This window comes from Sphingobacteruim zhuxiongii (genome assembly GCF_009557615.1).
In the GTDB taxonomy this organism is placed as follows: Bacteria; Bacteroidota; Bacteroidia; order Sphingobacteriales; family Sphingobacteriaceae; genus Sphingobacterium; species Sphingobacterium zhuxiongii.
On the sequence record NZ_CP045652.1, the window covers coordinates 3,365,171 to 3,383,666 of the forward strand.

The 18,496-nt window shown below is 38.0% G+C and carries 19 protein-coding genes and 1 tRNA gene; 8 read left to right on the forward strand and 12 right to left on the reverse strand.

All coding sequences use genetic code 11. From position 1 onward, the window contains the following. The first annotated feature begins 57 nt into the window (after nucleotides 1–57). Nucleotides 58–1,653: an ABC-F family ATP-binding cassette domain-containing protein gene (locus GFH32_RS14195; RefSeq protein WP_153512221.1), complete on the forward strand. Its 1,596-nt coding sequence runs from the start codon at nucleotides 58–60 to the stop codon at nucleotides 1,651–1,653. Between the two features lie 92 nt (nucleotides 1,654–1,745). Continuing rightward, nucleotides 1,746–2,270, forward strand: a complete 525-nt coding sequence (locus tag GFH32_RS14200; protein WP_153512222.1) for a hypothetical protein — start codon at nucleotides 1,746–1,748, stop codon at nucleotides 2,268–2,270. A 23-nt stretch (nucleotides 2,271–2,293) separates the two neighbouring features. Here GFH32_RS14200 and GFH32_RS14205 read toward each other — a convergent pair whose 3' ends face one another. Then, nucleotides 2,294–2,584 carry a GNAT family N-acetyltransferase gene (locus GFH32_RS14205; RefSeq protein WP_153512223.1) on the reverse strand — a complete coding sequence of 97 codons (291 nt, stop codon included), beginning with the start codon at nucleotides 2,582–2,584 and terminating at the stop codon, nucleotides 2,294–2,296. 341 nt (nucleotides 2,585–2,925) lie between these two features. Here GFH32_RS14205 and GFH32_RS14210 point away from each other — a divergent pair, with 341 nt between their 5' ends. Continuing rightward, nucleotides 2,926–3,603 (forward strand): DUF2625 domain-containing protein, encoded by a 678-nt coding sequence (locus GFH32_RS14210; protein ID WP_153512224.1) that lies wholly within the window; start codon nucleotides 2,926–2,928, stop codon nucleotides 3,601–3,603. 77 nt (nucleotides 3,604–3,680) lie between these two features. On the opposite strand, the gene GFH32_RS14215 is transcribed toward GFH32_RS14210, so the two are convergent. Continuing rightward, nucleotides 3,681–3,754, reverse strand: a tRNA-Met gene (locus tag GFH32_RS14215). Between the two features lie 325 nt (nucleotides 3,755–4,079). On the opposite strand from GFH32_RS14215, the gene GFH32_RS14220 reads away from it, so the two are divergent. The 4 genes from GFH32_RS14220 (at nucleotide 4,080) to GFH32_RS14235 (ending at nucleotide 8,962) form a co-directional block, all read left to right on the forward strand. Continuing rightward, entirely contained in the window at nucleotides 4,080–4,457 is a 378-nt protein-coding gene (locus tag GFH32_RS14220; RefSeq protein WP_153512225.1) for an START-like domain-containing protein, read from the forward strand. Nucleotides 4,458–4,654: 197 nt separating this feature from the next. Next, a complete protein-coding gene (locus GFH32_RS14225) occupies nucleotides 4,655–6,118 on the forward strand; it encodes an LptF/LptG family permease (RefSeq protein ID WP_153512226.1) in 1,464 nt (487 codons plus the stop codon). 70 nt (nucleotides 6,119–6,188) lie between these two features. Further along, nucleotides 6,189–7,400, forward strand: a complete 1,212-nt coding sequence (locus GFH32_RS14230; RefSeq protein ID WP_153512227.1) for a bifunctional 3,4-dihydroxy-2-butanone-4-phosphate synthase/GTP cyclohydrolase II — start codon at nucleotides 6,189–6,191, stop codon at nucleotides 7,398–7,400. A gap of 131 nt (nucleotides 7,401–7,531) precedes the next feature. After that, nucleotides 7,532–8,962, forward strand: a complete 1,431-nt coding sequence (locus GFH32_RS14235; RefSeq protein ID WP_153512228.1) for an NAD-dependent succinate-semialdehyde dehydrogenase — start codon at nucleotides 7,532–7,534, stop codon at nucleotides 8,960–8,962. Between the two features lie 154 nt (nucleotides 8,963–9,116). On the opposite strand, the gene GFH32_RS14240 is transcribed toward GFH32_RS14235, so the two are convergent. From GFH32_RS14240 to GFH32_RS14265, 6 genes are all read right to left on the reverse strand, one after another. Continuing rightward, entirely contained in the window at nucleotides 9,117–9,623 is a 507-nt protein-coding gene (locus tag GFH32_RS14240) for a hypothetical protein (protein WP_153512229.1), read from the reverse strand. 10 nt (nucleotides 9,624–9,633) lie between these two features. Then, nucleotides 9,634–10,185, reverse strand: a complete 552-nt coding sequence (locus tag GFH32_RS14245; protein ID WP_153512230.1) for a CopD family protein — start codon at nucleotides 10,183–10,185, stop codon at nucleotides 9,634–9,636. Between the two features lie 122 nt (nucleotides 10,186–10,307). Then, entirely contained in the window at nucleotides 10,308–11,330 is a 1,023-nt protein-coding gene (gene hemE / locus GFH32_RS14250) for a uroporphyrinogen decarboxylase (RefSeq protein ID WP_153513096.1), read from the reverse strand. Between the two features lie 11 nt (nucleotides 11,331–11,341). Further along, a complete protein-coding gene (locus tag GFH32_RS14255) occupies nucleotides 11,342–11,857 on the reverse strand; it encodes a hypothetical protein (RefSeq protein WP_153512231.1) in 516 nt (171 codons plus the stop codon). Between the two features lie 8 nt (nucleotides 11,858–11,865). Further along, nucleotides 11,866–12,573 (reverse strand): response regulator transcription factor, encoded by a 708-nt coding sequence (locus GFH32_RS14260; protein ID WP_153512232.1) that lies wholly within the window; start codon nucleotides 12,571–12,573, stop codon nucleotides 11,866–11,868. Continuing rightward, nucleotides 12,563–13,438: a sensor histidine kinase gene (locus GFH32_RS14265; RefSeq protein ID WP_153512233.1), complete on the reverse strand. Its 876-nt coding sequence runs from the start codon at nucleotides 13,436–13,438 to the stop codon at nucleotides 12,563–12,565. Before GFH32_RS14265 ends, GFH32_RS14260 begins: the two co-directional genes overlap by 11 nt. A gap of 120 nt (nucleotides 13,439–13,558) precedes the next feature. Between GFH32_RS14265 and GFH32_RS14270 the strand changes: the two genes are divergently transcribed. Beyond that, nucleotides 13,559–14,260: a YjjG family noncanonical pyrimidine nucleotidase gene (locus tag GFH32_RS14270; protein ID WP_153512234.1), complete on the forward strand. Its 702-nt coding sequence runs from the start codon at nucleotides 13,559–13,561 to the stop codon at nucleotides 14,258–14,260. Between the two features lie 8 nt (nucleotides 14,261–14,268). Here GFH32_RS14270 and GFH32_RS14275 read toward each other — a convergent pair whose 3' ends face one another. The 4 genes from GFH32_RS14275 to GFH32_RS14290 form a co-directional block, all read right to left on the reverse strand. Next, nucleotides 14,269–14,850 carry an RNA polymerase sigma factor gene (locus tag GFH32_RS14275; protein ID WP_153512235.1) on the reverse strand — a complete coding sequence of 194 codons (582 nt, stop codon included), beginning with the start codon at nucleotides 14,848–14,850 and terminating at the stop codon, nucleotides 14,269–14,271. 108 nt (nucleotides 14,851–14,958) lie between these two features. Further along, nucleotides 14,959–17,268 (reverse strand): hypothetical protein, encoded by a 2,310-nt coding sequence (locus tag GFH32_RS14280; RefSeq protein ID WP_228384145.1) that lies wholly within the window; start codon nucleotides 17,266–17,268, stop codon nucleotides 14,959–14,961. A gap of 4 nt (nucleotides 17,269–17,272) precedes the next feature. Beyond that, nucleotides 17,273–17,647 (reverse strand): RidA family protein, encoded by a 375-nt coding sequence (locus GFH32_RS14285; RefSeq protein WP_153512236.1) that lies wholly within the window; start codon nucleotides 17,645–17,647, stop codon nucleotides 17,273–17,275. Nucleotides 17,648–17,657: 10 nt separating this feature from the next. Next, the gene (locus GFH32_RS14290; RefSeq protein WP_153512237.1) at nucleotides 17,658–18,491 is read right to left on the reverse strand and encodes an amidohydrolase family protein; all 834 of its coding nucleotides are present in this window, start codon (nucleotides 18,489–18,491) and stop codon (nucleotides 17,658–17,660) included. Nucleotides 18,492–18,496 lie beyond the last annotated feature (5 nt).

Sequence of the window (18,496 nt, forward strand, 5' to 3'; positions counted from 1 at the left end):
TGTTTTATTCCAGAATCGCACGATTCTAATTATGGTTTTACTAACAATGAAAGAGCAATGGTTATTTTACAAAACGCTACATATATACATCCTAATAAAGATGTCCTATTTCAGGATCTTCAGTTCACCTTAAATCAACAAGAAAAGATTGCACTCATTGGTCACAATGGTGTAGGTAAGTCATCTCTTTTAAAAATCATTGGGGGTTATCTGCCCTTGAATTCTGGTATCTTGAGCTGTGACTCGACGCCTTACTATATTCCACAGTTATTTGACGAATATGCAACATCGACAATAGGCGATACCCTAGCGATTGGAGATAAATTGAAAGCGCTAAATGCGATAAGCAATGGTGATGCATCAATTGAAAATTTCGACATATTAAACGATGATTGGGATATTGAAGAACGTGCGATTGAGGCTCTTTCCTCCTGGGGCTTGACGGAAATGCATTTGGATCAGTCCTTCAATTCCCTGAGTGGTGGGCAGAAAGTGAAAGTTTTCCTCGCAGGGATCACGCTACATCGCCCCGAACTTATTTTAATGGATGAACCTAGCAATCATTTAGACACAAAATCTAGGGAACAGTTATATCGCTTAATTCTTGATAGCCAAGCAAGTATGTTGATCGTTAGTCACGACCGTACATTGTTAAATTTATTAGAGTTAACAGCCGAGCTTAGTCCAAAAGGGATTCAGCGTTTTGGCGGAAATTTCCAAGATTTTAGTGAGCAGAAGGATCTAGAGAAAAATGCCTTAGACCAACAGCTTCAGAATAAAGAGAAAGAACTTCGCAAAGCCAAAGATAAAGAACGGGAAGCGGCAGAGCGGCAGAATAAGCTGAATGCTCGAGGGAAGAAAAAGCAGGAAAAAGCGGGTGTTGCACGCATTATGATGAATACCCTTCGCAATAAAGCGGAAGGTAGTAGCGCGAAGTTAAAATCTGTACATCAAGAAAAAATTGGCGGCATTCGCCAAGAACTTCACGAATTGCGCTTGAATCTTTCCGATTTAGATCAAATGAAGTTTGGCTTTGAGCAGTCAGCTACTTATGCTGGTAAAGATTTAGTGGATGTCAAGGATATCAATTTCGGCTACGCGGAAAGGCTGCTTTGGTCTGAAGCTGTCTCTTTTAAAATTCATCATGGCGACCGGATTAACATTCAGGGGGACAATGGTTCTGGAAAGTCAACATTGCTGCGTTTGATATTAAAAGACTTGGAACCTAGCAATGGAATTATCGTCCGCGCGCCTTTTAGTAGCATCTATATTGATCAAGATTATTCTATTATTCAATCCATAAAAAGTGTTTACGAAATGGCTGAATCGTTCAATCAATCCGGGTTACAAGAACATGAAATTAAGATTCGCTTGAATAGGTTCCTTTTCGGAAAGGAGACATGGGATAAATCTTGCTTGGCATTATCTGGAGGTGAGCGCATGCGATTACTACTATGCTGCCTGAACATAGCGAGTCAAGCGCCAGATATTATTATCCTCGATGAACCAACAAATAATCTGGATATTCAAAATATTGAAATACTGACTGCTGCGCTTAATGATTTTCAAGGCACGCTCCTATTAATATCTCACGATAAGCAGTTTATTAGCGATTTGAGGATAGAGGAATCAATCGACTTAAATAAAAATTAAAGGATTTCTTTTGATTTAAAACTTCTTTGATGTAAATTCACAGTGTAATAAGGATTAACCTTTGATCAAACCTATCTAACCCCCTAGGAACCATGAGATTGGCATTGCTTTTCATATTCGGGTTTGGCTTACTCTTCGGATGTAAGGAAGATGATCTATTGCCACAAAATAATTCCCTAGACGTTTCTTTATTAAAAGAATATAGCTGGGAGAATCGTACCGAAGTCGAAGAACAAGCGGTTGATCAATCAGACGTGTATCAATATGTTAGAAACATCACGCTTTCATTTACCGAATCGCAATTTACCCATAAAACAGCCTCTTATTTTTTGAGCAAACCGAAGCAAACTGGCAATGTTAGTTTGTTACCTGCCTTAGATAACGGCGAGTTTTATGGAGCTTATAAGCTTTCTACAGTTGACTCTGTACTGACCTTTAGCTTCAGCTATTCCAATGCTTTAAAAGATCGATGGAATTTACCTAAGGACTCTGTCGTATCGAATATACAATACAAGATCATTCAATTGAACAAGTCGACCCTTGAGATGAGACCCTTATCTGATATTCAAATAAACGGTGCCAGTCAAATACTGACGTTTAAATCCAATCAGAAATAATTTCTAAAATCAGTAGTTGAATGCTATAGGTTCGGATGATACTCCCGATCTATTTGTTCCCGAAGTTCCGGATGTTTCTTTACATACTTCGCGACAAATGGACAGTAGACCATAACCTTTTTATTTTTAGACTTCGCGAATTCAAATGCATGAGCAGCCAATGCAGAGGCTACCCCCTGCCCTTTCATACTTTCTGGAACGACGGTGTGCATCATGGCGATATCGCGCTTGTAAAAACGATATTCTAATCGAGCAACTTCACCATTTAGATGATATTCAAATTGCAGGTTCTTCTCATTGTTGATGATTTCCATAGTAAGCTATTTCGATTTAATAACGCAGAAATTAAAGATGTGTTTTATTATTAAGATGGAAGTGGTGGGTTGCTATTCTATTCGATGATAAAATTGTCTTATATTGAAATGAAATTTAATGTATAACACTTACCAATTGATGGTTAATTTTTTATGAATTTATCCGCGAAAATCATTTCAATCTGAAAGAAGAATTCGAAAGTTTCTTTGTCTCTCCTCGGCGTAATTAACATCAATGTCTCCGTTCGTTGGGTAAGTTAATCTTAAAATTAAATATGAAGTGCATATCTTCTACTATACTATTGAAATTTTATATATCACTGACATTTGGCCAAAGTCATATGAAATCTACTTTAGAATTAATTAACAATGCGGAACCGGGATGGACACTCGTCGACAGTTGGATTAAAAATGCGTCAAATAAAGTTGAAATATTAACAAGGGACTCATTAAAGGCGAATGATGCATTATTCAAGACACAGGTGTCTACACGATCCCCAATGGGCGCTATTGTCTATATGACGGGAGGAATTTTGATTGACGATAGTTGGATCAGAATTTTAGGTTCTGGGAATCCCAAACTTCCGCGAACACTTCCAGATTGGAATAAAAATAAGTCCTTTAATGAATTTGGAGAGAATCCATCATTCTTACTAATTGCTGATGATGTTATAGGCGGTTTTTTCATTCTAAACGGTGGATTTTTTGGTGACGACTTAGGTAAAACATACTACCTATCGCCGGATCTTTTAACCTACGAACCTCTCAATATAACGTATAGTGAATTCCTGCAATTCTGTTTCAACGGAGATTTAGACCGATTTTATGGAGATTTGAGATGGAAAAATTGGCGCGAAGAAGTCTCAAAAATAGACGGCGATAAAGCTTTTAGTTTTTATCCTTATCTATGGACAAAAGAAGGAAAAGACATTAATAAGAATGTACGGAAGGCAATCCCCATTGAAGAACTTTACATGTTTACCATAGAAATGCAGAAACAACTTGGAGATTTGAGATAATCGCTTGCTAAATTAGAATAGAAAGCCAGAAAATTATATACAAAAAAAGCTCATCAAAAGATGAGCTTTTTATTTAGTAGCGGGGAGCAGGATCGAACTGCCGACCTCAGGGTTATGAATCCTGCGCTCTAACCATCTGAGCTACCCCGCCGTTTTTCGGTATGCAAAGATAGTAATAAGGAAGTATTTTCAAAGAAATTTTCGATAAAATAATTGAAAATTCCTACTTAAAACTTTTAGGTATTCACAACCATTTTAAAATCAAAAAGATAGAAAACTGCCTTTAGAGATATATTTTGGGGAACTGTTAAAATTTATGCATTCTTAGGCTTGTTGATAACCGTTCTAATGTGCAAAAAAAGATAGGGGCACGTTTTTGGATTACGGATTTATTCATTAATATTACAAAAAGTAGGTACGTTATCGCGCCTGTAAAAAGAACTTAAATTTGTTAAAGACTTCTACTTAGAATAAATATGTCGGAAAAAATAAAACTTGAATTAGAATATGTACTAAATTCTTCGCCGCGGATTTTATTTCCTTATTTGCAGGAGCCCAATGAACTGGCACAATGGTTTGCTGACGATGTAAACTATCATGATGGTATTTACGAGTTTGTTTGGGATAATGAGTCTCATCGTGCAAGATTGGTGACAGTTAAAGAAAACAAAAGCGTAAAATATAAGTGGATAGATGATGACCCTTATTTTTTCGAAATAGAGATTGTTCAAGATGAACTGACAAATGACGTAGCCTTGAGCATTACTGACTATGTTAAAGAAGACAATTTAGAAGATCGCAAAAAGATTTGGGACAACTCAATCGGTTATCTTCAAAGCGTGATTGGCGCTTAAAAATACAATTAGCACCTTAGTAACCCACTAGGGTGCTAATCCCCTCTATCACATAAACTTACCTCACATTCATTTTCTCTCTAGATTCCTAATTATCATTAACGTTTTTCTAACACATTTCACGTGCTAAAAATTGTATCTTTGCGGTAACTAGGCGAATAAATGATAGAAATCGCTCCTAGTGCGCTTAAGTTTTTATGAAGAAGATACATTTATTAATTCTACAAGCATTTATCAAACCATTCATGGTCACATTTTTCATTGTGATGTTTGTATTATTGATGCTTTTCCTATTCAAATACATCGACGATTTGATTGGAAAAGGCTTTCAGTGGTATGTTATTTTAGAGTTATTGAGCTACCAATGTGCTGTTCAGTTAGCCATGGCACTCCCACTTTCAATGCTCCTTTCTTCAATTATGACTTTCGGGAATTTAGGTGAGAGTTATGAACTTGTCGCTATCAAAGCAGCTGGGGTATCTTTGCGTAATGCAATGGCACCTCTTTTTGTTGTGGTGGCCTTATTTAGTGCAGGATCTTTCTTTTTCTCTGATTACATCTTACCTGTTGTCAATCTAAAGATGGGTTCACTGCTCTACGATGTGCGTAAGAAAAAAGCCGACTTCTTTATTAAACCAGGTGTCTTTAACAGCACTATTCCTGGTTATTCCATTCGTGCAAAAGCAAAGAGTGAAGATGGAACAACGTTGTACAATATGATGATCTATCAACATCAATCTGGCGGTACAGCAAACAACGTCACTTTTGCGAAAGAGGGTTATGTGCAAAACTCGCCGGATAATAGGTATATGGTTTTGAAACTTATTGATGGAGTTCGTTATGAAGATGCTAGCGTAAAAAATGCAAAACGCTACGATCCTAGGCAACAATTCACGCGTTTCCGCTTTAAAGAAACAACGACCAAGTTTGACATGAGTTCATTCGACATGAATAGAACCGATCAAGACTTGTTTAAGTCCCATCATCAGATGTTGAATTTGAAGCAGCTGAAATTATATTCTGACTCCAATCATGTTTATCTGGACAGTCTACAACGTGTAAATTCAATAGAGGGCAAGCGCTATATAAATCTCTATTCAGCATATTTCCAGAATGGTAAACCACACAATCCTAAATCTGATATACATCTAGCGGATATTGCTTCCAAAGAGCAATATCGTATGGCTTTAAACAATGCGTTGAATCAAGCAAGACAAGTCAAAGATTTGGCCTTTAACAAACAAATGGAATATACGCCGTACCGAGAAAAAGACATTCGATATGCAGTTGAATGGCATCGTAAATTCACCCTTGCGGTTTCTTGTCTTTTGTTATTCGGGATTGGTGCGCCATTGGGGGCAATCATTCGAAAAGGTGGATTAGGTCTTCCGGTCGTCATGGCAATTATATTCTTTTTGATTTATCACGTCATTGCTACCTTAGCCGAGAAAGCGGCGAAAGATGCTAGTTTAAGCCCAATGTGGGGTATGTGGATGGCGATTATCGTCCTCACACCTCTGGCTATTTTCCTAACATATAAATCGACAACGGACTCGAAACTTTTTGATGCCGACCAGTATAAGTTGAAAGCAGAAGCACTTTGGAAGAGAATTGTCGAATTTTTTAACAGAAAAAAGAAAACCGATTATAACAAAGGATAACATATTATGACAGCATATTAATAAAAAACTGCATCATATGCTCTACCTTTGTACTGATATTTACAACATAATGGAAATTAAATTAAACACGATAGAAGAAGCTATTGAAGATATCAAAGCTGGAAAAGTTATAATCGTCGTTGATGATGAAGATCGTGAAAACGAGGGAGACTTCGTAACTGCCGCGCGCAATGCAACCCCTGAAGTGATCAACTTTATGGCTACTCATGGTCGCGGATTGGTTTGTGCACCGTTAACTGAAGAACGTTGTCGTGAGCTAAACCTAGGCCTTATGGTTAACAACAATACCGCAGTTTATGAAACTAATTTTACGGTATCTGTTGATTTACAAGGCTACGGCTGTACGACAGGTATTTCTGCATCTGATCGTTCCAAAACAATCAAAGCTTTAATTGACCCTAACATAAAACCGGAAGAGCTTGGTCGCCCAGGGCATATCTTTCCATTAATTGCGAAAGATGGTGGAGTACTTCGCCGCACTGGACACACCGAAGCATCGGTTGACTTGGCGCGTCTTGCGGGTTTTGAGCCTGCTGGTGTCTTGGTCGAGATTTTAAAAGACGACGGAGAGATGGCTCGTCTTCCAGATTTAATCAAAGTTGCTGAAAAGTTTGACTTGAAGATCATCAGTATTGAAGACTTGATTGAATACCGTTTAAAGCATGACACACTGATTAAGGAGGAAGTAAGTGTTGAAATGCCTACAGAATGGGGAAACTTTAAAATGAAAGCGTTTACGCAGAAGAATACAGGCGAACAACACTTAGCTTTGTATAAGGGTGAATGGAACGAGGACGAGCCTGTTTTGGTTCGCGTTCATAGCTCTTGCGTTACCGGCGATATCTTTGGATCCTGCCGTTGCGATTGTGGACCACAGTTGCATAAGTCAATGCAAATGATTGACAAGGAAGGTAAAGGAATTATCGTTTATATGAATCAAGAGGGACGCGGAATTGGTCTTGTCAATAAGCTACATGCTTATAAATTGCAAGAACAAGGTGCAGATACCGTTGATGCGAATTTGGAACTAGGTTTCAAACCGGATTTAAGAGATTATGGCGTTGGTGCTCAAATATTACGTTATATGGGTGTAACCAAAATGCGCTTAATGTCTAACAATCCAAGCAAGCGTGCTGGATTAGTTGGTTACGGATTGGAGGTTATTGAAAATGTGCCAATTGAAATCGAGCCTAACCAATACAATGAAAACTATTTAAAAACAAAACGAGATCGCATGGGGCATACCCTAAGCAACTTGTAAATAGATAAAGAGGAGGATTCATGATCCTCCTCTTTTGTTTCATCAGGATAAAGAAGCAGATTATAGTAAAAGCATACATTTAGCAACCTGAACAAATCTTTGCTTTATATGTTGCTTAAAAAAAAGTGATTATGAAAAACACGCTATTAATAGAGAAGGCCTATTTTAATGGAACTTTTATAACAGCAGATAAGACCTTTGAAATCATCAATCCTTCCACTCAGAAACCTATTGGACGTCTTCCTGATCTGACAGTGAAGGATGCCAAGAAATTTATAAAAGCCGCAAACGATGCTTGGTCAATTTGGCGAGACACTCCCGTTGGAGAGCGCTCAAGAATACTGCGTAAATTATTTGACCTTATCAATGAGCGCCGCGATGAGCTTGCGGAAATTATGACGCTCGAAAGTGGAAAACCTATCAGAGAGTCGCAAACTGAAGTAGATTATGCCAACTCATTTATTGAATGGTTTTCTGAAGAAGGCAAGCGAGCATACGGTGAGACAATTCCTTCGACCGCAGGGAATAACAGGTTGCAAACGATAAAACAAGGTGTTGGCGTTGTAGCAGCAATTACTCCATGGAATTTTCCTTTAGCTATGATTACTCGTAAAGTCGGTCCTGCACTCGCTGCAGGATGTACTGTCGTGCTCAAACCTGCTTCTCAAACTCCATTTTCAGCAATTGCTTTTGCTAAGCTGGCCGAAGAAGCTGGAGTTCCTAAAGGCGTTCTAAATGTTATTACGTCGAAGGATAGTCGTGGTCTCGGGGAAGAGATGGCTAGCAGTCCATTAGTTCGAAAAATCTCCTTTACAGGCTCCACTGCGGTCGGTAAAACCTTAATGTCACAAGCCTCTTCGACGATAAAACGTATATCTTTAGAATTAGGAGGTAATGCTCCATTTATTGTATTCGATGATGCCGATATAGAAAAAGCTGTCGCTGGAGCAATTGCGGGTAAATTTAGGAATACAGGACAAACCTGCGTATCGATTAATAGATTTTATGTACAAGATGCAATCTATGATGATTTCGCCAAGAAACTTACAGCCGCTGTTAAGAAATTAGAAGTTGGTGATGGATTAAAGAAAACTACTCAAGTTGGTCCGCTAATAAATAAAGAAGGGTTAGATAAAGTCATACATCATGTTAACGATGCGACGGAGAAGGGTGCACATGTTGCCACTGGTGGTAAACCTATCAAAGGGAATTTCTATGAGCCGACTGTATTAGTGGAAGTTCCTCACGACTGTATCATTGCCGTTGAGGAAACTTTTGGTCCTATCTGCGCCTTATTTAGGTTCAAAACAGAGAAAGAAGTGATCCAATTGGCAAACAATACACCATTTGGATTGGCATCTTATTTCTATAGTGAAAACGTGAAACGTTGCTTTCGTGTTGCCGAACAATTGGAAGCCGGTATGGTTGGCATAAATGCGGGTTTAATATCGAATGCCGCGGCACCATTTGGAGGCGTTAAAGAATCTGGTCTAGGAAGAGAAGGTTCAAAATATGGTTTAGATGAGTATATTGAAGTAAAATACTTGTGCTTCGGTGAATAAAAAATACCCCTCCTATTGTTTGCGTAAATGCATCGACAGGAGGGGTATCTATTTAATAGAAAATTTCTAAAGACTTCTAATCAATACACCTCATTGCGTTGATCAGCCCCTCTAGATTTTCTATAATTCCATTGAGTATTTAGCGACACTTCGCTTACCAAATATGATATCTTAAGCCAAACATAAGATAGTTTGGATCCACTAATTCATTCTTAAATTGATACTTTAATTTGTAGCCAGCGTATAACGAAAGTTGTACGGGAGCAAAATAATAACTCAGCCCTGCCTGTCCATTTGCAATTGAGAAATTTTCTTTGCTTTGAATCGTATGCTCTTCATCATTTACTAATGTGTAATCGTAAGTATAAAACTCTTGACTAAATCCACCTCCTAGAAACACGTTAAAGTTAGACTTTCTCTTATTTAAAAGATTCACAAGGTAATCGGCCCCTACCCCTACAAAATCTCCACGCCCATGAACCTGAGCCTGCAAGGCTTGAAAGTTTCCGATATCATATTTACCTTGAACACCAAAGCTTGCATCATATGACGCATCCTCTAGTTGTACATCACCATAGAATCCAAAAGCCCAATTATGATCTTGTGCCTTTACAGATGCTAGAAAAAATAAACAGCAAAAAACTAATAACGTATATTTCATAAAACAAAAATTAATCAACTTTTTCACCTTTTCCACGACGGTACTTTTTATAGAACTTAATCAAGATCATTAACAGAATACTCAAGCCCAAAAGACCGGCAACTCCAAATATCCAATTTAGAGACGATTTAAGCACCACTAAAAACACAATAGCAAAGAGTATCAGCGTCGACACTTCGTTCCACATGCGGAGCTTATTTGATGTCCAATCAAGCTTTTCGTCTCGAAGTCTGAACATCATTTGCTGACTCATAAAATGGTATGCAATTAAAGCAGCCACGAACGTCAATTTAATATGCATCCAACCCAAACTCAATAAGCCGGGGTTTAGATACAACATGAATAGCGCAGAAAGCACGGTAATGTACATAGCAGGCGTTGTGATAACCCACCAAAGTCTATTTTCCATGATTGAGAACTGCTTGTGCAAAATTTGATATTCTGCTGGCGATTTAGCCTTTGCTTCTGTGTGATAAATGAACAAGCGTGGCATATAAAATAAACCAGCCATCCAGCAGACTACGAAGATTATATGAATCGCCTTTGCGTATAGATAGAGCATACTAAATTAATATGCTCAAAAATACTAATTAATCAAGCAAAAATTAACAGTGTAACGTAAGGTTTAAAAACAAAGAGGAGCTGTACGACGGTACAGCTCCTCTTTGTTTTTCGTAAAGATCCTTAGTATCGGAACTCTTTAACTAATTCAACAGCATATTTTACGTTGTCAAAAGGAATATCAGGCATAATACCGTGTCCTAAATTGAAAATGAAACCGTCTTCACCACGCATACGTTCAAATAAATCAAGAATCTTTTTCTTAATTACTGGCTTATCCGCATACAATACAAAAGGGTCTAAATTACCTTGAACAGCAATCCCTTCAGGAAGTGATTTTTTGATATTTAATAAATCCGCATTCCAATCTATCGATACAACATCTGGATTCGCCTCTGCCATTAATGGAGCAAAAACAGAGCTTCCCTTACAGAACGAAATTACAGGTACTGTGCGTTTCAATTTAGAAAGGATATATTTATTATACTGGTGCGAGAATTCTTGGTAATCATTCCAAGATAATGCTAAAGCCCAACTATCAAATAGTTGCAATGCATTAACACCAGCATCTACTTGCATGTTTAAGTAAGCAATCGTTACATCAGCAATTTTCTGCAACATGTAGTGTGCAAGTTCTGGTTGGTTATTTAACAAAGTCTTTGTTAATTTGAAATCCTTCGACGAACCACCTTCTACTAAATAGCTTAAGATTGTGAATGGAGCACCTGCAAAACCAATCAATGGAACACTACCATTCAAACGTTGTTGAATAACTTTAATAGCGTCGGCGACATACTGCAATCTATCCAAACAATCTACGTCCAACTTCTCCGCGTCTTGCATGTTTCTAACCGGATTAGCGAATCTTGGTCCAACGCCTTGTTCAAAGGATAAATCCCCGCCCATCGCTTCAGCAGTGACGAGAATATCGGAGAATAGAATAGCTGCATCAACACCTAACAAATCAATAGGCAACATGGTAACATCTGCTGCTATTTCTGGTGTTTTACACATCTCTAGGAACGAATATTTGTTTTTTATTTCCCAATATTCCTTCATAAATCTGCCTGCCTGTCTCATCATCCACACAGGAGGTCTTTCCGTAGGCTGCGATAAAGCAGCGCGAATCAAAAGATCGTTCTTCAATAAATTACTCACTATTTCTGTTTGTTTACTTCGTTTTTAATTTTGTCAAGAATAGCTTGTTGTCTTGCTGTAAGCTTCAATTTTTCAGCCGCAGCAACATAGCCATCTACTCTATCATATTCTTTCTTGCGTAAATTAATGCTTGCAAGATTTATCAATACCATTCCTTTTTCGTTATCACGACGCCAAGGTAGACGCGATGCCAACTGAAAATGATATTCCGCATCGTCAATCTTTTCCTCTTTAAGCAATATGTTGCCCATCATGAACTCGTAGAAATTTCTTCTCCCCTTCCTTAATCGATCGGGATTTTTAATTTCCGCCAACAATCGCTTTACTTTTTCGTAATCCTGTTTATGAAAAGCCTGAGTTGCCAAATAAACTGTACCTTCCTTCAGATAGCTCCATACTAGATAAGCTATACCTCCAAAGATATAGACGGCAATATTATAATGCTTTGCATAAATGGCATACAACAGAAAAGCAATCGCAATTGCGATTACTATTTTTCTTGCTTGATTAGTCATTCTTGTGCTTAGTTCTGGTTATCGGTAAACTTATAGCCTACACCGCGAATAGAATGAAAATAGATAGGATGCTTTTGGTCTGGTTCAAAATACTTTCTGAATGTCAAGATGAAATTGTCTATCGTACGAGTTGATGGATATACATCATAATTCCAAACAGTTTCCAAAATTTGCTCACGCGAAACAGCTTCATTACGACGCTCAATCAAGAGCTTCAATAACATTGTTTCCTTCTTTGTCAACGATGTAATCGTACCATCCGCTTGGTGCAATTCGAACGAGTTAAAATAAATCGTCTTATCACCAATGGTGTAAGAATTTAATTCTTTTAAATCCTCACCCTTCATTCCTCTACGGATTAGATTACTAACGCGAAGGATAAGCTCCTCTAAATTAAATGGTTTCACCAAATAATCGTCGGCACCTTTCTTCAAACCTGTAATACGATCTTCACTACTGTTTTTTGCAGTTAAGAACATGATAGGTACTTCCGAATTTTGCAAACGAATGGTTTCTGCCACTTGGAATCCATCAATTTCAGGAATCATGACGTCAAGAATAATTAAGTTAAATCGCTCTTCCTTAAATATTTTTAATGCCTTTTTACCGTCTGTTGCTGTCGTCACGCGATAGCCTTCAAGCTCTAAGTTGAGTTTGATAGCTTCTAATAGATGTTCTTCATCTTCGACTAAAAGTATACGTTGTTTACTTTGCATAATTTTCAAAAGTTACTTCAAAGATACTACCGGATGGCTTGTTATCTTTCACCCGGATAGAGGCGTTGTGTTTTTGTAAGACAGTCCTCACAATGTATAACCCCAAACCTGTGCCCTTAGTTTTACGAGTAGCTTCACTTCCTACCCGATAAAATTTATTAAATATAAGTCTTTTTTCTTCGTCTGGAATACCAATTCCATGGTCTGCAACTGAAAAGATTAGATTTCCCTCGTCTTCCTTTAGCTTAACATAGATCATTCCACATGCAGGGGAATATTTTACAGCATTTTCTACAAGATTGGTAATCACATTCGTGATAGCAAACTTATCTGCTTTAAGTTTAATATGCTCATCCAATTCCGCTTTGATCACTTGCGTTTTGCATGCGTTCTTTTGTAATCTATCAATAATTTGTTCGACTAATTCCGTCATATCAAATACTTCTTTCGGAAGTTGATATGCTCTATTCTCCAGTTTTGTAGACAACAATACATTTTCTACTAAGTCATCCAGTCGTTCAATATCTTTCAATGAATTAGACAAAAACACTTTCTGTTGTTCCCTATCCAACTCCCGTTTCAATATGGTTTGAATGTAGAGTTTAACTGAAGCCAATGGAGACTTTAATTCATGTGTAACAGCTAACAAGAAATTTTGTTGTTGTAAATTGATCTCATGTTCGCGCTTTACTTGTTTTTTCAGCTTCAAAGCCCCCCAAGTAAAAATGAGCATAAAAATCAACCCTTCACCAATGATCATCCCTTTTCGCTCAGGTTCGAACTTGATAAGTATATACCCCCACCACAATAATTGTGTGATGGCATAAAAAATAAGAAAGTAAAATAGAAATAAGGCTTTTCTCATATGCAATGTTTCCCGTGCAAATGTACTTAAATAGCCCTTTAATAGGAAATACCCAAAACATTATGACAATAAACCGAGAATCAAAATTGTAGGCTGCTATCCTACCCCGTATATTTGCATATGTTCAACGATAAAAAGCATATATTCTTCGATTTAGACCATACCATTTGGGATTTTGACAAAAACGCAGAGGAAACACTTCATGAATTGTATTTCAAATACAAATTCGATTCGCTATTCAATATCGCTACGTCAGATCAGTTTATAGAGACCTATACGATCAATAATCATCGCGTGTGGGATTTATATCATCATGGTAAAATTGATAAAGCTACGCTTCGCTATTTACGTTTTGCAGACACTTTTACACAGCTAGGTGTCGATCCAAAGGAATTTCCAGTTGATTTCGAAGAGGAGTACCTCGCGGTTTGCCCTACAAAGACGAACCTATTTCCTCATGCGCACGAGACGCTATCTTACCTAAAAAACAAGTATTCTCTTCATCTAATTTCCAATGGATTTAAGGAAGCCTGCGAAAAAAAATTAGAGAACAGTAAACTCGCTCCATATTTTGAAACGATCGTGATTTCAGAAATTGTAGGAATTAATAAACCCGATCCTCGGATTTTTGAACATGCCCTTCAAAATGGACAAGCTCAGCCTGAACAAGCTGTGATGATCGGAGACAATCTCGATGCCGATATTCGCGGGGCGCAGAATGCGGGAATAGAAGCGATCTTTTTTAATCCCTTACAGGTTGATAAACCAGGAGATGTTACCTATATGATAAATGATCTGAAAGAATTGCAGGTTTTATTTTAATCGTATTCCTACTTGTTCAACATAAAGAATAAAAAGAGGCTATAGTATTTCAGATTTTTCTCTTTAAAAATTTCTTTCAATGCCTGAATTGCCTTTGATTTAGCAAAATAAACGGTGTTTGGAGTGGTATGAAGTACATCGCAAATCTCTTGCGTATCTAAGCCTTCAAGATACGACATTCTAAATACCTTAGCTTGTGTTTCTGGTAGTTTTTCTAATTCAATAGAAATCTGATTGACCAACTCATTATAAATTATCTGAGCTTCCAGATCCTGATCAGGTTGAATGAGATGCTCTAACGCATCGGGATCATGCTTAATTTTATTGACCTGAAGGTCTACATAATCGTAGCATGCATTCCTTGTTGAAAGGTATAGAAAAGCACGTACATTGACTTCAGTTTTTGTCCGTTCTCTGCCCTTCCAAAGTTTATAAAAACTATCTGATACAATTTCCTCTGCGGCCCCTTTATCCTTTACGATTGAATACGCAAAAAAGCGTAACGAACTCCCATATTTTGACATATAGAAATTCAATCCAGCTTCCTTTCCTGCTCTCAAATCTGATAAAGGCACTGATGAAGGTCTCATAAAATAGTGCTTAGGTTTGTTGATGAAATTACTAAATAGTTTTTATACTAAAAAGCAAATAGCGTCATTTTAGTAAATGACGCTATTTGTATCGTTATTTATATCGAACTATGAATATTGTTCTATTAACTTCGAACAATTTAAAGCCTTTTCAAACAAATCTTGAGGAACATAAAAATAATGATTCGATGCCTCAAAACCGATGCGTGAATCCGACCCTTGAATCGCTGCTAACCGCAACGCTAAGTCTATTTCAGAAGTTAGAATCTTCTTTAATTCTGTTTTCAACTGCGCATTTCCGCCCGACTCTAACGTACGTCTCCCGATGATAAATTTTGCCTGATTTATAATACTTGAATAATGTAAATAAAGTACTTCAGCTACATTAATCTCTTGCTGTAATACTCTACTGATTTTCTTGCCTTTCGTGGTATTCTTTAATAAAGATATCCCTTCAGCGAATCCATCACAAACCTTTTGCAACTGGCCGATGAAAACATCTTCCGGATAAATCACACGCCAACCATTCAAGTCATCATAGGGAAGCCCAACCATAGTCGCTTTGTATTTAGTATCCTTTGCCCAGAGTAGATTTGATGGCCCTGCTTGTAATGGCGCATTATAAACAACACCAATATTGTAGGGAAATTCACGAAACGCTGTGCTAAATAGCCTCCAAGCTTTTGCAACAGTAGCTCCATGTTCAGCATATCTATTATTTGCGACCTTCAATATCGCTTCTTCAAACGGCAACTCTTTATTTTTACCAAGTAAATCAACGAGCTCTAAATTTGGTGAAGGATAGCCCCCTAGACTCCAACCAAGCATAAGCCCCGTTACACCAGCCTTACGGAGATTAGAAATATGTTCACCTACATTATATAAAGCAGGTATATAAGGAATAGCTGCAATTTCCCAAGAATTGTTCGCCTGAATTTTCGCCATGCAAGAAATATTGTTCTGCTTTGCGATCTGCCAGTGTTTGGTTGCACGCGGCCCTGGACCAATACTACTGATAGAATATTCCCCAACGGCACTTTTGATTCCTCCCCTTTCGATAGGTAAACTCCATTCACTTACACTCATAAAGCTTAGCGATTCGTTTTTCAAAAGTGGCAATGTTATTTCAGCAATCCCGTCACGCCATCCCCAATCCCATACGATTAACCTAGGCCTTTCTGAATGTGCAGGACTTGTTTTTTTAGCCTTTGAGAATCCCGCTCCTATCGCATCAATATATAGATTATTCAGTTCGCCAATCACTCGCCCAGCACCCTTAGGTCCACAATCAGGACACAAATCGCCCTTACCATGGGACCAACAATTTGTTGGGTTCTCGGATGCACTAATTGAAAAGAATCCACCCAATCCAGGTACGCGTTCACAAATAATGGAAAGCGAGTCTTTTAAATATTGTTGAACGACAGGTTTACTCGTACATAACGAATTCCCGCTCCCTCTCAATGTTGGATTTTTCGCAAAAAACTCTTCTGTTTGATTCCTAGGCTCATTGAGATACAGAAATATTTTTATGCCCTTTTTATTTGCTCGGTCCGCCAACTTTGCCAAGTTAACTAAGCGCTTCTCCCAGTTCTTACTTTGCTTTTCATCCCAAGGAAATGGCGAAACTTTACTCAGCACAATATGCATCCAAATACTATCGACACCTTTTGCGTGCATTTTATCAAGATAATCATCAGGATACGACTCCGTACTTTCGGAAAGCAAAGGATCACCAAATAAAGCAAAATAAGGATAGGCAATCCGCGGAGAAAACATAGATGAGCCTTCTGCAGTGGTATTCGGACTTGGCGTAGAAAGCTCTTTTACAAAATGAAAGAATGGCTCTTCTTGCTTTGGCAAACCTTTAGGAAATACCGTATTTAAGCGCTTTTTAAATTGCGCTATTTCTGTTTTATCTACTTTTTTAATCGCCGAATTATAATCTATTGTTTGGCACTTCGGTTTTAAATTACCAAGCTTTACATAGAAGAAATCATCCTCAATTAACGTGAATTCAAGATGTTCCTCTGTCCAATCCATCAAGGTCAATAATTGAGATTTTGGCAGCAAATGCCAGTTTCGACGCACCACAGTCAAATAGCTTCTATCCCATTGTGACACGCTCACGGCTTGTTCAGCTGGCAACATCATCTCTTTGGCTAAAGCCCTAATTTGAGCAGCAGTTGCAGAAACAGTTTTTGCCATTCGCTCTGTAGGAACTAAATTCCAATTTCTCCAAACGAATGCGTGAAGAAGGCTTGGAAAATGTGTTGGAATCAGAGCCAACGGACCGTCAGTATCCGGCTCATACCTTGGAAATTCATATGGAATCATACCTAATCCAAGGAATGCTCCGACAGCCATGCCGCTGCTGGCTAAAAACTTACGTCTATTTATTGAGGAAGATAAAGTCATTGGTCTATTTTTTAGCTACACAATCAATTTCTACTTTTATACCTTGCATCAACACCGATTGAACAGTCGTACGTGCAGGCTTAATATTTGGGAAATACGTTCGATAGACAGCATTAAATGCTTCGAATTCGGACATATCCGCAAGATGTACATTGCATTTAACAATGTGTTCAAATCCCATCTCCTCTTGCGATAAGATCATTCGTATATTTTCCATCGTCCGTTTGGTCTCTTCTTGAATGCTATCCAGCATAAAGGTTCCCGTTGACACATCAACCGAGCCTTGCCCGCTTACATACATCCATTGGTCGTCAAATATGGCATCGCTTAAAGGAGGATCAGATTCAGGACTCCGCAAAGGGTGTTTAATACATTTCATAACGTGGTTTTTAAGGTTGAATATTATAAAATTGCTGACAGGTTTTTCCCCAAACATCAGCTTGTTCGTCTGTGGAAAGTTGTGAAATATTTGCTTCAATGATCTCACAAACATCTGCATAAGAACCGCCCAGCAAACACACTGGCCAATCACTTCCAAACATGAGTCTCTTCGATCCAAAGACCGATAAACAAATATCGAGGACCTCTTTAAAATCGTCAATCTTCCATTGTTTCCAATCCGCTTCAGTAATCAATCCAGCCAACTTACAATACACATGATCTAATTTTTTAAATTTCTCTATGTCTTTCTTCCATGCTGAAAAATTCTTGTTTTTAATATCAGGCTTACCGATATGATCGATTAATAACTTTTGGTCACTATGTTCTTGGCAGAATCTATGGGCAACATCCAAATGTCTTGGATAAATTAAAACGTCATAGGTAAAATCATATTTCTTTAACATAGAAATACCATGCGCGAACTGAGGATTTAGTAAGAAATTTGGGTCAGGCTCAGACTGCACAATATGACGAAAGCCTTTCATCAAAGGTTCTGACGCATAATAGGCTAGTCGATCGTCGATACTTTCATTTCTAAAATCGACCCAGCCGACTACTCCCGGAAAGCATTCATGCTCTTTAGCGATATCTAATAGAAATCTATTTTCCTCCTCGCTTTGATCAGCTTGAACGAGTAATCCTAAAGCGAGTCCCGAAGCAGACATATGAGAAAGAAGATCTTCTGGCATAAAATCGGACTTTAAGACATCCATGTCATCCGTAATCCATGCATCTTTCACGGGATGATATTTCCAAAAATGTAAGTGGCTATCTATTTTCATATCTC

Coding starts and splice junctions, on each gene's coding strand:
- GFH32_RS14195 (WP_153512221.1), top strand. CDS start 58: ATGGTTATTTTACAAAACGCTACATATATACATCCTAATAAAGATGTC.
- GFH32_RS14200 (WP_153512222.1), top strand. CDS start 1,746: ATGAGATTGGCATTGCTTTTCATATTCGGGTTTGGCTTACTCTTCGGA.
- GFH32_RS14205 (WP_153512223.1), bottom strand. CDS start 2,584: ATGGAAATCATCAACAATGAGAAGAACCTGCAATTTGAATATCATCTA.
- GFH32_RS14210 (WP_153512224.1), top strand. CDS start 2,926: ATGAAATCTACTTTAGAATTAATTAACAATGCGGAACCGGGATGGACA.
- GFH32_RS14220 (WP_153512225.1), top strand. CDS start 4,080: ATGTCGGAAAAAATAAAACTTGAATTAGAATATGTACTAAATTCTTCG.
- GFH32_RS14225 (WP_153512226.1), top strand. CDS start 4,655: ATGAAGAAGATACATTTATTAATTCTACAAGCATTTATCAAACCATTC.
- GFH32_RS14230 (WP_153512227.1), top strand. CDS start 6,189: ATGGAAATTAAATTAAACACGATAGAAGAAGCTATTGAAGATATCAAA.
- GFH32_RS14235 (WP_153512228.1), top strand. CDS start 7,532: ATGAAAAACACGCTATTAATAGAGAAGGCCTATTTTAATGGAACTTTT.
- GFH32_RS14240 (WP_153512229.1), bottom strand. CDS start 9,623: ATGAAATATACGTTATTAGTTTTTTGCTGTTTATTTTTTCTAGCATCT.
- GFH32_RS14245 (WP_153512230.1), bottom strand. CDS start 10,185: ATGCTCTATCTATACGCAAAGGCGATTCATATAATCTTCGTAGTCTGC.
- GFH32_RS14255 (WP_153512231.1), bottom strand. CDS start 11,857: ATGACTAATCAAGCAAGAAAAATAGTAATCGCAATTGCGATTGCTTTT.
- GFH32_RS14260 (WP_153512232.1), bottom strand. CDS start 12,573: ATGCAAAGTAAACAACGTATACTTTTAGTCGAAGATGAAGAACATCTA.
- GFH32_RS14265 (WP_153512233.1), bottom strand. CDS start 13,438: ATGAGAAAAGCCTTATTTCTATTTTACTTTCTTATTTTTTATGCCATC.
- GFH32_RS14270 (WP_153512234.1), top strand. CDS start 13,559: ATGTTCAACGATAAAAAGCATATATTCTTCGATTTAGACCATACCATT.
- GFH32_RS14275 (WP_153512235.1), bottom strand. CDS start 14,850: ATGAGACCTTCATCAGTGCCTTTATCAGATTTGAGAGCAGGAAAGGAA.
- GFH32_RS14280 (WP_228384145.1), bottom strand. CDS start 17,268: ATGACTTTATCTTCCTCAATAAATAGACGTAAGTTTTTAGCCAGCAGC.
- GFH32_RS14285 (WP_153512236.1), bottom strand. CDS start 17,647: ATGAAATGTATTAAACACCCTTTGCGGAGTCCTGAATCTGATCCTCCT.
- GFH32_RS14290 (WP_153512237.1), bottom strand. CDS start 18,491: ATGAAAATAGATAGCCACTTACATTTTTGGAAATATCATCCCGTGAAA.